Genomic DNA, 13419 nt, shown 5'->3' on the forward strand with positions numbered 1-13419 from the left:
CTCGCATGAACATCCAGACGCTCGCGTGCTTTCCCGACACGCATATCGAAACCGCGCACGGCATCACGGGTTATCGCGAGGCAGGTGCGATGCATCGGCGCGCGCTGCCCGTCGTGCTGCTGCATGGGATCGGGTCGGGCGCGGCGTCGTGGGTCCGGCAGCTCGACGCGCTCGGTGCGAAGCGGCGTGTCATCGCATGGGACGCGCCGGGGTATGGCGAATCTAGTTGCATACGTAACGATTCGCCGCTTGCGCTCGATTACGGGCAAGCGTTGCGCGCGTGGCTCGATGCGCTCGATATCGATCGATGCGTGATCGTCGGCCATTCGCTCGGCGCGATCATCGCGGGATCATTCGCCGTGCATACGCCACAGCGCGTCGCGGGCCTGCTGCTGATATCGCCGGCTGCGGGTTATGGCGCTGCATCGAAGGAAGTGCGCGAATCGAAACGCGATGCACGTTTGAAGATGCTGAACGAACTCGGCCCGCAAGGACTCGCACGCGAGCGCAGCGCCAACATGCTTTCGCACTACGCCGACGATGAAGCGCGCGAATGGGTCCGCTGGAACATGGCGCGCATCGTCCCCGCAGGCTATGCGCAAGCGACGCATCTGCTTGCCAACGCCGATCTCGCAGCGGATATCGCGCGCTTTCACGGACGCATCGCGGTCGCCGTCGGCGCGGACGATGCGATCACGCCGCCCGACGCATGCGAGCGCATCGCGCAGGCCGCGCGGGTCAATCTGCAAGTGATGCCGCGTGCGGGCCATGCAGGCTACGTCGAATCACCCGCTGCATACACCGCATTGATCGATGCGTTTTGCGAAAGCATCGAATCCCACACGAAAGACGGAGTACCGCAATGACATCCCTCGCCACGGAAGAAGCCGACAAGGGCGAACCGACTTACATCGTGCCGGGACTCGAACGCGGATTGAAGATCCTCACCGAGTTCTCGCCGCGCGAACCGGTGCTTGGCGCGCCCGAATTGTCGCGACGCCTCGGCATTCCGCGCACGACGGTTTTCCGCCTGTTGCAGACGCTCGAATCGCTCGGCTTTCTGGAGCGCGCGGACAAGGACCGCAACTATCGGCTGGGCGTCGCCGTGCTGCGTCTCGGCTTCGAATATCTGAGCTCGCTTGAACTCACCGATCTCGGCCTGCCGATCATCGAAGCATTGCGCGACGCGACCGGTCTCACGAGCCACATCCTCATTCGCGATGGCCGCGATGTCGTGTTCGTCGCGAAAGCGCAGAGTCACGCGCCTATCTTCAGTTCGGTGAAGGTGAACGTCGGCACGCGCCTTCCCGCCCATGCGACGACGCACGGCCACGTTCTGATGGGCGATCTTTCGCTCGATGAACTGCGCGCGCTCTATCCGGAAGCGCATCTCGAACGCTTCACGACGTCCACGCCCGAAACGGTCGAAGAGCTCTTCGAGCGCGTGAAGGAAGACGCCGAACGCGGCTACGCGACAAGCCAGTCGTCGTTCGAGCGCGGCATATCGGTCGTCACCGCGCCCGTTCGCAACGACACGGGACGCATCGTCGCCGTCATCACGACGACGATTCCGCGTCCCGAAATCGACGCAGCGTTGCTCGACAGCGGTCTCGTCGACAAGGTTCGCGAAGCCGCCGATGCGCTCTCGATGCGTCTCAACTATCGCCCGGGCGCGCGTGCGTCCGCGTCGAACCGCTACATGAAATCTCTGGGGTTGCAATGATTCGAATCGATCTCTCGGACCAGGTCGCTGTCGTCACCGGCGGTTCGTCGGGCATCGGTCTCGCGACGGCGAAGTTGTTCTTGCAAGCGGGCGCATCGGTGGCCATTTGCGGGCGCGACAGCGAACGTCTGCAAGGCGCGCAGGCAACGCTCGCCGATGAATTCCCGCAAGCGCAACTGTTCGCCGCGCGTTGCGACGTGCTCGACGCGGAGCAAGTGAACGCATTCGCATCGCAGGTAATGCAACGCTTCCGCCGCGTCGACATGCTCGTGAATAACGCGGGTCAGGGCCGCGTCTCCACATTCGCCGATACCACCGACGACGCCTGGCGCGACGAACTGGAACTGAAGTACTTCAGCATCATTCGTCCGACGCGCGCCTTCTTGCCGATGCTGAAAGATGCGCCTTCGCCCGCGATCGTCTGCGTGAACTCGCTGCTCGCGCTGCAACCAGAGCCGCATATGGTCGCGACTTCATCGGCGCGCGCGGGCGTGTTGAGTCTCGTGAAATCGCTTGCGACGGAACTCGCGCCGCAACGCATCCGCGTGAATTCGATTCTGATCGGCATCGTCGAATCGGGGCAATGGAAGCGTCGCTATCAGAACTACTCGAACGAAAACGCCGATAACCCCACGCGCCAAAGCTGGGAAGAATGGACCGGCGAGCTCGCGCGCAAGAAAAACATTCCGCTCGCCCGCTTCGGCTTGCCCGAAGAAGCGGCGCAGGCGCTCTTCTATCTCGCAACAACGCTGTCGTCGTACACGACCGGCAGCCATATCGATGTTTCCGGAGGCTTTGCTCGTCATGTCTGAAAAAACCACGGTCGGCGAACTGATCGCCGCGTTCCTCGAACAATGCGGCGTCCGCACGGCGTTCGGCGTGATCTCGATTCACAACATGCCGATCCTCGATGCGATCGGGCGTCGCGGCAACATCCGCTATGTCGGCGCGCGCGGCGAAGCGGGCGCCCTGAACATGGCCGACGGCCTCGCGCGCGTATCCGGCGAACTCGGCGTCGCGTTCACGTCGACGGGCACGGCTGCCGGCAACGCAGCGGGCGCGATGGTCGAAGCGCTGACCGCGGGCACGGCGTTGCTGCATATCACCGGGCAGATCGAAACCGAGTATCTCGATCAGGATCTCGCGTATATCCACGAAGCGCCCGATCAGTTGTCGATGCTGCAATCCATCTCCAAGGCGGCGTTTCGCGTACGCACCGTGGACACCGCGTTGCCGACGATTCGCGAAGCCGTGCGCGTCGCGCTCACTGCGCCTGCGGGCCCGGTGAGCGTCGAGATTCCCATCGACATTCAGGCCGCTGAAATCGAATGGCCCGCCGATCTCGCCGCGCCGCACGTCGGCATGCTCACGCACGACAGTCTGCGCGTGAAGCAGCTCGCCGATGCGCTCACGAACGCGAAGCGTCCGTTGCTATGGCTCGGCGGCGGCACGCGTCATGCGCGCGGCGCGGTCGAGCGCCTCGTGAAGCTCGGCTTCGGCGTGGTGACGAGCGTGCAAGGTCGCGGCGTGCTGCCGGAAGATCATCCGGCGACGCTCGGCGCATTCAACGTGCATCCGTCCGTCGAAGCGTTCTACAAGACCTGCGATGCGCTCGTCGTCGTCGGCTCGCGTCTGCGCGGCAACGAAACGCTGAAGTACAAGCTCGCGCTGCCGCAGCCGCTTTATCGCATCGACGCCGATGCGCTCGCCGATAACCGCGGCTATCGCAACGAACTCTTCGTGCATGGCGATGCATCGCGCGTGCTCGATGAACTCGCGACGCTGCTCGAAGGCCGCATCCGCATCGATGCCGCGTTCGCGAGCGATCTCGCGGCAGCGCGCGAAACGGCCGTCGCGGAAGTGTCGAAGGGACTTGGACCGTACAAGCGTCTCGTCGATTCGCTGCAACGCGCGGTGGGCCGCGATTACAACTGGGTCCGCGACGTGACGATCTCCAACAGCACGTGGGGCAACCGCCTGCTGAAGATTTTCAATCCGCGCGCGGGCGTGCATGCGCTCGGCGGCGGCATCGGGCAAGGCATGCAGATGGCGATCGGCGCCGCGCTTTCGGGCGCGGCGAAGAAGACTGTCGCGCTCGTCGGCGATGGCGGTCTGATGGTCAATGTCGGCGAGCTCGCAACCGCCGTGCAGGAAAAGGCCAACGTCATGATCGTGCTGATGAACGATCAATGCTACGGCGTGATCCGCAACATTCAGGACGCGAACTACGGCGGACGCCGCATGTTCGTCGATCTGCATCAGCCGGATTTCGCGCAGTTCTGCGCGAGTCTCGGCCTTGCGCATCGCCGCATCACGTCGCTCGATCAGGCCGATGACATCGTGCGCGAAGGGCTCGCGATCGATGGCCCGGTGCTGGTCGAAGTGGACATGCTGTCGGTCGGCTCGTTCGCGACCGCGTTCGCCGGGCCGCCCGTCAAGAAGGAAGAGCCGAAGGAGCCGGAATATGCGTGATCCCCTCCATGCACGGCAAGCGATCGACATCGCGATGATCGGCTTCGGCGCGATCGGTTCGGCGGTGTATCGCGCGCTCGACAACGATCCGCTCGTTCGCATCTCGCATGTGATCGTGCCGGAACGCGATCGCGACAACGTGCGCGCGGTGCTCGGCGATAACGTCGATGTCGTGTCCCACGTCGATGCGCTCGCCAGTCATCCGGAATTCGCGCTCGAATGCGCGGGACATGCGGCGCTCGTCGATCATGTCGTGCCGTTGCTGAAGTCGGGCACGGATTGCGCGGTCGCATCGATCGGCGCGCTGTCGGAAGCCGGCTTGCTCGATGCCCTCGCCAATGCCGCCAATGAAGGCGCGGCCACGATCACGCTGCTCTCGGGTGCGATCGGCGGCGTCGATGCGCTCGCCGCCGCGAAGGAAGGCGGCCTGGACGACGTGCAGTACACCGGCCGCAAGCCGCCGCTCGGCTGGCTCGGCACGCCTGCTGAAACGCTCTGCGATCTGAAGTCGCTGACTGAAGAGAAGGTCATCTTCGAAGGCACTGCACGCGATGCGGCGCGTCTCTATCCGAAGAACGCGAACGTCGCGGCGACCATTGCGTTGGCGGGACTCGGGCTCGATGGCACACGCGTGCGTCTCATCGCCGATCCGGCTGTCGAGCGCAACGTGCATCGCATCGTCGCACGCGGCGCGTTCGGCGAGATGTCGCTGGAAATGTGCGGCAAGCCGTTGCCGTCGAATCCGAAGACATCGGCGTTGACTGCATTCAGCGCGATCCGTGCGTTGCGCAATCGCGCCGCGCGTTGCGTCATCTAAGGAGCTTCAGAAAGATGAATCATCCCGACACTTCGCTCGTAGCGTCCGGCGATATCTATATCGGCGGCGAGTGGCGCAAAGGGCGCGGCAATCAGTACGCGAGCATCTATCCCGCCGATCAATCCGTCAACGCGGAGATCAGCACCGCCGATGCCGACGACGCGCGCGAAGCCGTCGAGATCGCGGATCGCGCTTACAGGCAGGCCGATTGGGCCGGACTGAAGCCGCATCAGCGTGCTGCGGTTCTGCATCGCATCGCGAATCTGATCGAAGCGCGTCATGAAGCGCTCGCGCAATTGCAGCGCCGCGACAACGGCAAGCCGATCAGCGAAACGCGCGCCCTGGTCACGAGCGCGGCCAACACGTTCCGCTACTTCGCAGCGTGCCTCGAAACGCTCGAAGAAGAACTCACGCCTTCACGCGGCGATTATCTGACGATGAGCGTGCACGAACCGCTCGGCGTCATCGCGGCAATCACGCCGTGGAATTCGCCGATCGCATCCGATGCGCAAAAGCTCGCGCCTGCGCTCGCGGCCGGCAACGCGGTCGTGCTGAAGCCCGCTGAAGTGACGCCGCTGGCATCGCTTGCGCTCGCGCGCATCTGCGAGGAAGCGGGCGTGCCGAAAGGCGTCGTGAGCGTGTTGCCCGGCAAGGGCTCGGTCATCGGCGATGCGCTCGTGCGTCATCCGCTCGTCAAGAAGGTCGCGTTCACGGGCGGCACCGAAGTCGGTCGCGGTATTGCGCGTCTTGCCGCGGAAAAGCTGATGCCGGTATCGCTCGAACTGGGCGGCAAGTCGCCGACCATCGTCTATGCCGATGCCGATCTCGATCACGCAGTGAACGGCGTGCTGTACGGCATCTTCAGTTCATCGGGCGAATCGTGCATCGCGGGATCGCGGCTCTTCGTCGAACGCAAGGTGTACGGCGAGTTCATGTCGCGTCTCGTCGATCGCGCACGCGGGCTGCGCGTCGGCGATCCCACGCGCGAAATCACGCAGATGGGTCCGCTCATCACATCGCAGCATCGCGAGAGCATCGAACGCTATGTCGCGCTCGGTCTCGAAGAAGGCGGCACGCTGTTATGCGGCGGCGAACGTCCGACGGGCGATGGCCGCGAGAAAGGCTTCTTCTATCTGCCGACGATCATCGAAGGTCTCGCGAACGATGCGCGCATGTGTCAGGAAGAAATCTTCGGCCCGGTGCTTGCCGCCCTGCCCTTCGACGACGAAGCCGCGTTGTTGCAGCAAGCGAACGACAGCGTGTTCGGTCTCGCCGCCGGCATCTGGACGCGCGACTACAAGCGTGCATGGAACCTCGCGCGCGCGTTGAGCGCGGGCACGGTCTGGATCAACACGTACAAGCAGTTTTCGATTTCGACGCCTTTCGGCGGATGGAAAGACAGCGGCATGGGACGCGAGAAAGGCCGTCTCGGCCTGCGCGAATACATGCAGCAAAAGAGCCTGTACTGGGGCTTGAACGATGCCCCGCTGCCGTGGGCGAACTGAAGGAGTTGCCATGACGATCCTTGGCATTGAACGCATCACCTACGGCGTGACCGATCTCGACACCTGCCGGCGCTTTTTCGCGGACTGGGGATTGAAGGAAGTCGCGCACGATGAAGCGCGCGCGCGTTTCGAAACGCTCAACGGCTGCGAAGTGCTGCTTGCATTGGCCGACGATCCCGCGCTGCCGCCCGCATTCGAAGGCGGTCCGACGTTGCGCGAAGTGACGTGGTCCGTCGCGACGCGCGCCGAACTCGACGCGTTGCGCGGACGCTTCGCGGGCCAGCCCGGTCACATCGAAACCGACGATGCGGTCGGTTGCATCGATCCGAACGGCATGGCGATTCGTGTGGAAGTGACGAAGAAGCGCGACATCGACGTGAAGGGCTCACTGTCGAACGTGTGGGGCAACGCGCAGCGCATCGATACGCCGAGCCCCGTCTATGAGCGCGCGGAACCCGTCGAAGTGGGACACGTCGTGTTCTTCACGAACTGCGTCGCGGAGCAGGAAAAGTTCTATCACGAGCTGCTCGGCTTCGAGACATCGGATCGCTATCCGGGACGCGGCGCGTTCATGCGTTGCGCGCCGCATGGCGGTCATCACGATTTGTTTCTCTTGCAACTACCCGATGGAAAACGCGGCCTGAATCACGTCGCGTTCACGGTGCGCGACATCCACGAAGTCTTCGGCGGCGGCCTGCATATCAGCCGCTGCGGATGGACCACGCAACTCGGACCGGGACGTCATCCGGTTTCGTCGGCGTACTTCTGGTACTTCAAGAATCCGGCGGGCGGTCTCATCGAGTATTACGCGGATGAAGACGTGCTCACGCCCGAATGGCAGCCGCGCGAGTTCGAGCCGGGTCCGACCGTGTTTGCGGAATGGGCCGTCGATGGAGGTCTCGACGGCAACACGCGCCGCCAGAAAGAGGCGAAGGCGCCCGAAGGCAAGTTCATGACGGAGCGGAAAAATGGCTGATCTTCAGACAGTCGTCGTGATCGGCGGCGGACAGGCGGCGGGCTGGATCGTGAAGACGTTGCGCAAGGAGGGCTTCGATGGCCGCGTCGTGATGATCGCCGACGAGATTCATCTTCCTTATGAGCGCCCGCCGTTGTCGAAGGCCGTGCTCGCGGGCGAAGCGGATATCGAAACCGTGCGTCTCGTCGATCACGATGCATTCGCCGCGTTGAACGTCGAAGCGTGGCAGCCGGAACGCGCGACGTCGATCGATCGCGACGCGCGCATCGTGCGTACCGCGAGCGGACGCGAAGTGCAGTACGACCGGCTTGTCATCGCAACGGGCGGTGCGGCGCGCCGTCTGCCGGCATCGCTCGTGAAGACTTCGCATCTTGCCTATCTGCGCACGCTCGACGATGCGGTGCATATCGGCAAGCGTCTGCGCGAGAGTCATGCGAAGCGCCTGCTCGTGATCGGCGGCGGATGGATCGGCCTTGAAGTCGCGGCGACCGCGAAGAAGCTCGGCGTCGATGTGACCGTGATCGAAGGTGCGCCGCGTCTGTGCGGACGTTCGGTGCCCGCGAGCGTGTCGGACTTTCTGCTGAAGTTGCATCGCGATAACGGTGTCGATGTACGTTTGAATGCATCGGTCGTATCGCTCGAAGACTGCGAACGCGGCGTGCGCGCTTCGATGGCCGATGGCACGTTCATCGACGCCGGCTTTGCCGTCGCGGGCATCGGTCTCGCGCCGCACACGGCGCTCGCGGAAAGCGCGGGCATCGAAGTGAACGACGGCATCGTCGTCGATGAATTCGGCGCGACCCACGATGCACATGTGTTCGCTTGCGGCGATGTCGCCAATCATCCGAATGCGTGGCTGAAGCGCCGCGTGCGTCTCGAATCGTGGGCGAACGCGCAGAACCAGGCGATCGCGACGGCCCGCGCCGTGCTCGGCGTTCGCACGCCGTATGCGGAGATTCCGTGGTTCTGGTCGGATCAGTACGACGTGAACCTGCAGATTCTCGGCGACATTCCGCCGGGCGCGACGCCTGTCGTGCGCGGCGATCTGGACGCGCGTCGTGCATCGCTCTTCTTCTTCGAAGGCGATGTATTGCGCGGCGTCATCGCGATCAACGCGACGCGCGATCTGAAGGTCGCGAAGAAATGGATGAGCCAGGGACGCGCGGTCGATATCGCGTCGCTTGCGGATACGGCGAAGGCACTCGCATAACACATTGACGGGAGCAGGCATGAGGAGCATGAGCAACACGGCCGTTGAGCACGGCGGCACGGCCACGACAGTCGCGGACGCGAGCGCGGCCGCTCACGCGGTCACGAAGGGATCGATCATCGCGCGCATCGAACGGCTGCCCGCCAATGCGATGCAGGTGCGCGCGCGGATTCTGATCGGCGCGGCGACGTTCTTCGATGGCTTCGATGTCATCGTCATCGCGGCGACCTTGCCGCTGCTCATCCAGCGTTGGGGGCTTACGCCGGGACAGGTCGGCTTTCTGATCGCGTCGGGATCGATCGGACAATTGATCGGCGCATTCCTGTTTCCTTCGCTTGCGGAACGCTTCGGGCGCGTGCGTTCGATCGCGTGGAGCTCGGGGATCATCGGACTGACGAGCATTGCATGCGGCTTCGCGCCTTCGTTCGCCGTGTTCGTCGCCTTGCGCATCGTGCAGGGGCTCGGACTCGGCGGCGAGTTGCCGGTGGCGGCGACGTACATCAACGAGATCACCCGCGCGCATGGACGCGGGCGCTTCGTGCTGCTGTATGAGATCGTGTTTCCGATCGGCCTGCTTGCATCGAATGCGCTCGGCGCGTGGATCGTGCCGCGATTCGGATGGGAAGCGATGTATTTCATCGGCGGCATTCCGCTCGTGCTGTTCTTCATGTTGCGCGCGCTGGTGCCGGAATCGCCGCGCTGGCTCGGTGAACGCGGCCGCATGAAGGAAGCGGGCGATGCGCTTTCCGCATTCGAAGCGACCGTCAAGCGGCCGTTGCCGCCGCTCGGCAATCTCGCCGAATTCGAAGCGATGGCGAATCGGCATCCGAAGCGGCGCCGTCTCGATCTGATCGGGCCGGCGTATCTGAAGCGCACGATCGCCGTCGCGCTGCTGTGGATGACGTGCGGCGTGCTGCAGTACGGTCTCTCGACGTGGTTGCCGACGATCTACAAGACGGTTTATCACGCGCCGCTGCAGCTTGCGCTGAATCTTGCGGTGGCGGCGTCGGTGCTGGGCGTGATCGGCTCGCTGACGTGCGCGCTGATCGTCGACAAGGTCGGGCGCAAGCCGGTCATCAACTGGTCGTTCGTGTTGTGCGCGCTGTCGCTGGTATGCGCGGGCGTGTTCGTCGCGCAGTCTGTGTATGTGGTTGCGACGTTCTGCGCGCTCGCGCTCGGCTTCATGGCTTGCGGGTTTATCACCGCTTATGTTTATACGCCGGAGTTATATCCGACGAGTATCCGCGCTTTCGGTTGTGGTCTCGGTGGCGCATGGCTCAAGATCGCGGCGATCTTCGCGCCGGCGCTCGTCGGCAAGACGCTGATGGGCGGGAACATGGACATCGCGTTCTATGCGCTCGCGGTCGTGCCGGTCGTCGCGGCGGCGGCGGTGCATTTCATGGGGATCGAGACGAAGGGGAAGGTGCTGGAGCAGTTGGAGGTTTGAGAGGATGGTTGCCCCGCTTTGCGCGGGGCTTTCTCTTTCCTGTTGAGCGGAGGCCAGAGGGGGCCTCGCTCGTTCGGAGGGTTTTCTGAGTTTTTTAGGTGGAACGTCCGGGGCGATCATGCTGCCGATTTAATCGCGGTTAGCGTCGCAAAGTATGCCTCGTCCGGCGTTTGATCCGCCAGGCTCGAGTGGGGGGCCGCTTTCGGTTGCACAGTTCGATGTATTCGCCGATGGGGCGCTTCGGACCACGCACTCGCGCGTTCCAGATCGGCGTGAACTAACGCGCCGCGTGCATCAGTTCGCCCCCGGTAACGGGACGCCAACCTTCTGCGCGGCAGCCAGCGCACCAGGTGGCAAGGGCGGCGGCGGCGGCCCGGTTGCCTTCTCGGCGAGCGTCTTCGTCACGAGGATGCGCGAGGGCAGTGTGAAGTGACGCAGCGCCAGCACGTCAAGCGGACCGGCGAATTCGACATGACGGTCTGGATAGAAGTGAACTTCCAAGATGCGGGTTCCGACTTTGTCAGGAATAGGCATTGATGGCATTGAGACCTTTGTTTCGGCGTGGAACATTCTCTCGTCTCCCTTGTGCCACTGATCGACATCGTAGTAGTCCCACTTCACCGTGAATTCCGTCCCTTTAAGCTTGTAGCAGCATGCTATGCCACCACCACCGGGCGGTTCATCGCCGCCGCCGCTCGCCTTATTCCCGTAGGCGTCGGTAATCGTGAAGCCATCCATGTTGTAGGGAAGATAGTTCCGCCCCATCGTGGAAATCCCGCTATACACTGGCTCTGACTTTCCACAGGCAACAAGCGTCGAAAGGGAAAAGATAACGATCGCGGCTCGCGACAGGGATTCGACTAACTTAAAGTCACTACGCATTCTGTTTAGCCTCTGTACGCGGCGGCGGCAACAGACCATCCTCGATGACCGGCACGGCGACTGCTTCAAACTTATCTCGTTTCAAATCGTCAAGCAGATCCTTAGGCAGATTCTGCATGGCTTTGGCAAATTGCCCGGGCTGGTCCTTGCTTTCTTGCAGGATGCGCTGAACCTCTGACTGTGCATCGAACCTGTTGTTGACCAGCAATGCAAAATATGCGAACTGCTCGAGATCTTTCTGATCGGTGAGCCTGTATTTCAACCAAGCGGCAGCGACAACACGTGCAATGCGCCGGTGCGACTCCGCCCAGTTGTCAGCGAACTTCGCATCCAGATCTTTCTCGTAGTGTTGTGACATCCAACGCGATACCTCGACCACCGGAACGCGGGATGGATCGAGCAATCCGCCTGGAAACTGCAACTCGACATGGCGATCGGGAAAGAAGTGGACTTCGAATATGCGCATGCCGACCTTGTCGGGCGTTGCGGTCGCAGGCATCGATACTTTCGCTTCGGCGTGTTTTATGTGTGAATTCTCCGGAGACCACTGATCGACATCGTAGTAGTCCCACTTCACCGTGAACTCAGTCCCTTTGAGCTTGTAGCAGCATGCTATGCCACCACCACCACCGGGCGGATCATCGCCGCCACCGCTTGCCTTATTCCCGTAAGCGTCGGTGATCGTGAAGCCATTCATGTTGTAGGGAAGATAATTCCGCCCCATGGTGGAAACTCCGCTGTATAGCGGCTCGGCCTTGCCGCAGGCAGCAAGTGTCAGAACTAAAAGCGTTGCCTCCAGCATCCGAAACACGGAACGGCTGCGTTTCTTTTTGTTAAGCATGACCTTTCCTCTGAATGGCATTCCATATGTCATCACCCACTCCCTCCAGTGCTTCGACTGACGACATCTCGCCTTTCGCGACAGCACGCAAACGCTCATTAACAAAGGGATGCTCGTCGAACGATGGCGAAACGAGTACGCCACAGGTCACGTAATCCAATGTCCCGGGTCCATCGTTTATGCGGTATTTTTCTGCCCGCTCGATTTGGCCACAAATCAACGTATAGAGGTCAATCACCGTCGGATGATCTAGCCGCACCCCGCATGTGGTTCGCAATTGGAGCGCGAGCTTGTCCGCATAGAAAAGGTTAAGTAGTTGACGATGTTGCTCGTTTGTGATGCAAAACTTATCAGTCTCGAATTCCCATGAGGGTTGAGGGTTTTCCCAGTGCACATCAACCAGCAAGCGATTGCGGTAGTCGATAGCGACACACGGCGCGATGAATTGCTGACATTCCACCTCAGTCCACACCTTTCTCAGGTGTTCGAGAATCCGGTTATCGTAAAAATGCAGGTAATACTCTTTTCGATCCGGAAGCGAGTAGGTGACATATCGCCGGTAGTGCGATGCCATTGCATCGAGGGCATTGTATGACCAAAGCCACGTCACCATAGGAATGGTTGCCTCGCGCCAAATTCGCCGAGCTAGACGATATTGCAAACTTCGCTCATCTTGAAGTTGCCATCGATCAAGGGCGATCAAATAGGGCGCGATATCCGTGTAGGACTCGATTTCCGTACCGTGCCACAGCGATACGTAGCTTAGACCGGGAACTCGTTCAAGCAGATTAACTAACCCCGCATTTCCGCGCCCATCGACCATCATGTACAAAAAAACCGGCTGCGCTTCGCCAGCATACCTATCGAACATCGCGCAGAGTCTCTCGACACAGCTTTGCCAATCGGCATCACGATTCGACACAGGCAACGCTGACGAGTCACCATGAGCCTCAGCAGGCCGTGGGAAGGCAGTCGCACCGATCTTAGGGGAGTTGGTCACGCCACCTCCGTCATCGCTTCAACACCGCGATGCGCGTCCAGCAGGCATTCTTTGCACGGCCCGATCGGCATGTTCGGCATCGGCAGTGACACACTGCCCGGTCCGGTCCAGTTGAAGCTGCCGCACTTCAGCAGAACACTGCCCGGAGCGCCCAACTCGATGTTGCCGCCTTCGATCTTGATATAAGCGCCGCCGCTCGTGAGCGTCATCGCCCCCTTTGAATGCGCCACGATCGAGCCGTCAATGCTATTGAATTGCATATCCTTCGACGACGACAATTCCATGCCACCGGTTCGCGCATGGACCACGATGTCCTGTTTGGCCGCCGTCAGCCGCATACCCTGAGTCTGCGCAAAAAGCGAAACAGCTTCGGCGGCGCCGGTCCATGCCGACGAGCAAGAGCGGTGTGAATCGCGTGATTGTTCTCGCGAGTTCCGCTTCCAGTTCTGCTCGTTCGTCACTCATGGCGCATTCCGGCGCTGTGATTCACGCGTATTCCAGTGCGTCCCCAGACAAAAATGCCGGGACCCCTTAAACGGGAATCCC

Annotated in this window: 12 protein-coding genes and 1 pseudogene; 9 read left to right on the forward strand and 4 right to left on the reverse strand. The window is 61.9% G+C overall.

All coding sequences use genetic code 11. The features are described from left to right. Positions 1–5: 5 nt before the first annotated feature. From LDZ23_RS28040 to LDZ23_RS28080, 9 genes are read left to right on the forward strand one after another with little or no spacing between them, the layout of a single operon-like run. Positions 6–866: an alpha/beta fold hydrolase gene (locus LDZ23_RS28040; protein ID WP_008346001.1), complete on the forward strand. Its 861-nt coding sequence runs from the start codon at positions 6–8 to the stop codon at positions 864–866. After that, positions 863–1723 carry an IclR family transcriptional regulator gene (locus LDZ23_RS28045; RefSeq protein ID WP_008346003.1) on the forward strand — a complete coding sequence of 287 codons (861 nt, stop codon included), beginning with the start codon at positions 863–865 and terminating at the stop codon, positions 1721–1723. The genes LDZ23_RS28040 and LDZ23_RS28045 overlap by 4 nt, the downstream gene beginning before the upstream one ends. Next, complete coding sequence (locus LDZ23_RS28050) at positions 1720–2535, forward strand: SDR family oxidoreductase (RefSeq protein WP_244808271.1); 816 nt, start codon at positions 1720–1722, stop codon at positions 2533–2535. The genes LDZ23_RS28045 and LDZ23_RS28050 overlap by 4 nt, the downstream gene beginning before the upstream one ends. After that, positions 2528–4195 carry a thiamine pyrophosphate-binding protein gene (locus LDZ23_RS28055; RefSeq protein ID WP_008346007.1) on the forward strand — a complete coding sequence of 556 codons (1668 nt, stop codon included), beginning with the start codon at positions 2528–2530 and terminating at the stop codon, positions 4193–4195. The genes LDZ23_RS28050 and LDZ23_RS28055 overlap by 8 nt, the downstream gene beginning before the upstream one ends. Further along, positions 4188–5012: an aspartate dehydrogenase gene (locus LDZ23_RS28060; protein ID WP_008346008.1), complete on the forward strand. Its 825-nt coding sequence runs from the start codon at positions 4188–4190 to the stop codon at positions 5010–5012. The genes LDZ23_RS28055 and LDZ23_RS28060 overlap by 8 nt, the downstream gene beginning before the upstream one ends. Before the next feature lie 14 nt (positions 5013–5026). Next, positions 5027–6517 carry an aldehyde dehydrogenase gene (locus LDZ23_RS28065; protein WP_008346009.1) on the forward strand — a complete coding sequence of 497 codons (1491 nt, stop codon included), beginning with the start codon at positions 5027–5029 and terminating at the stop codon, positions 6515–6517. 10 nt (positions 6518–6527) lie between these two features. After that, positions 6528–7493, forward strand: coding sequence for a VOC family protein (locus LDZ23_RS28070; protein WP_008346011.1), 966 nt, complete (start codon positions 6528–6530; stop codon positions 7491–7493). Continuing rightward, entirely contained in the window at positions 7486–8703 is a 1218-nt protein-coding gene (locus LDZ23_RS28075) for an NAD(P)/FAD-dependent oxidoreductase (protein ID WP_008346012.1), read from the forward strand. The genes LDZ23_RS28070 and LDZ23_RS28075 overlap by 8 nt, the downstream gene beginning before the upstream one ends. Positions 8704–8731: 28 nt before the next feature. Then, entirely contained in the window at positions 8732–10150 is a 1419-nt protein-coding gene (locus tag LDZ23_RS28080) for an MFS transporter (RefSeq protein ID WP_008346015.1), read from the forward strand. Positions 10151–10603: 453 nt separating this feature from the next. Here the strand turns inward: LDZ23_RS28080 and LDZ23_RS28085 are convergent. From LDZ23_RS28085 to LDZ23_RS28100, 4 genes and pseudogenes are all read right to left on the reverse strand, one after another. Continuing rightward, positions 10604–11032, reverse strand: a pseudogene (locus tag LDZ23_RS28085) (DUF3304 domain-containing protein); the annotation flags it as partial. Beyond that, the gene (locus LDZ23_RS28090; RefSeq protein WP_008346018.1) at positions 11025–11873 is read right to left on the reverse strand and encodes a DUF3304 domain-containing protein; all 849 of its coding nucleotides are present in this window, start codon (positions 11871–11873) and stop codon (positions 11025–11027) included. The gene LDZ23_RS28090 and the pseudogene LDZ23_RS28085, both read right to left, overlap by 8 nt. Continuing rightward, positions 11866–12873 carry a DUF4123 domain-containing protein gene (locus tag LDZ23_RS28095; protein WP_144403781.1) on the reverse strand — a complete coding sequence of 336 codons (1008 nt, stop codon included), beginning with the start codon at positions 12871–12873 and terminating at the stop codon, positions 11866–11868. The genes LDZ23_RS28090 and LDZ23_RS28095 overlap by 8 nt, the downstream gene beginning before the upstream one ends. After that, on the reverse strand, positions 12870–13334 hold the full coding sequence (locus LDZ23_RS28100) for a DUF2345 domain-containing protein (protein WP_081851801.1): 465 nt from the start codon (positions 13332–13334) through the stop codon (positions 12870–12872). The genes LDZ23_RS28095 and LDZ23_RS28100 overlap by 4 nt, the downstream gene beginning before the upstream one ends. Positions 13335–13419 lie beyond the last annotated feature (85 nt).

The organism is Caballeronia zhejiangensis (assembly GCF_022879815.1).
GTDB classification, from domain to species: Bacteria; Pseudomonadota; Gammaproteobacteria; order Burkholderiales; family Burkholderiaceae; genus Caballeronia; species Caballeronia zhejiangensis.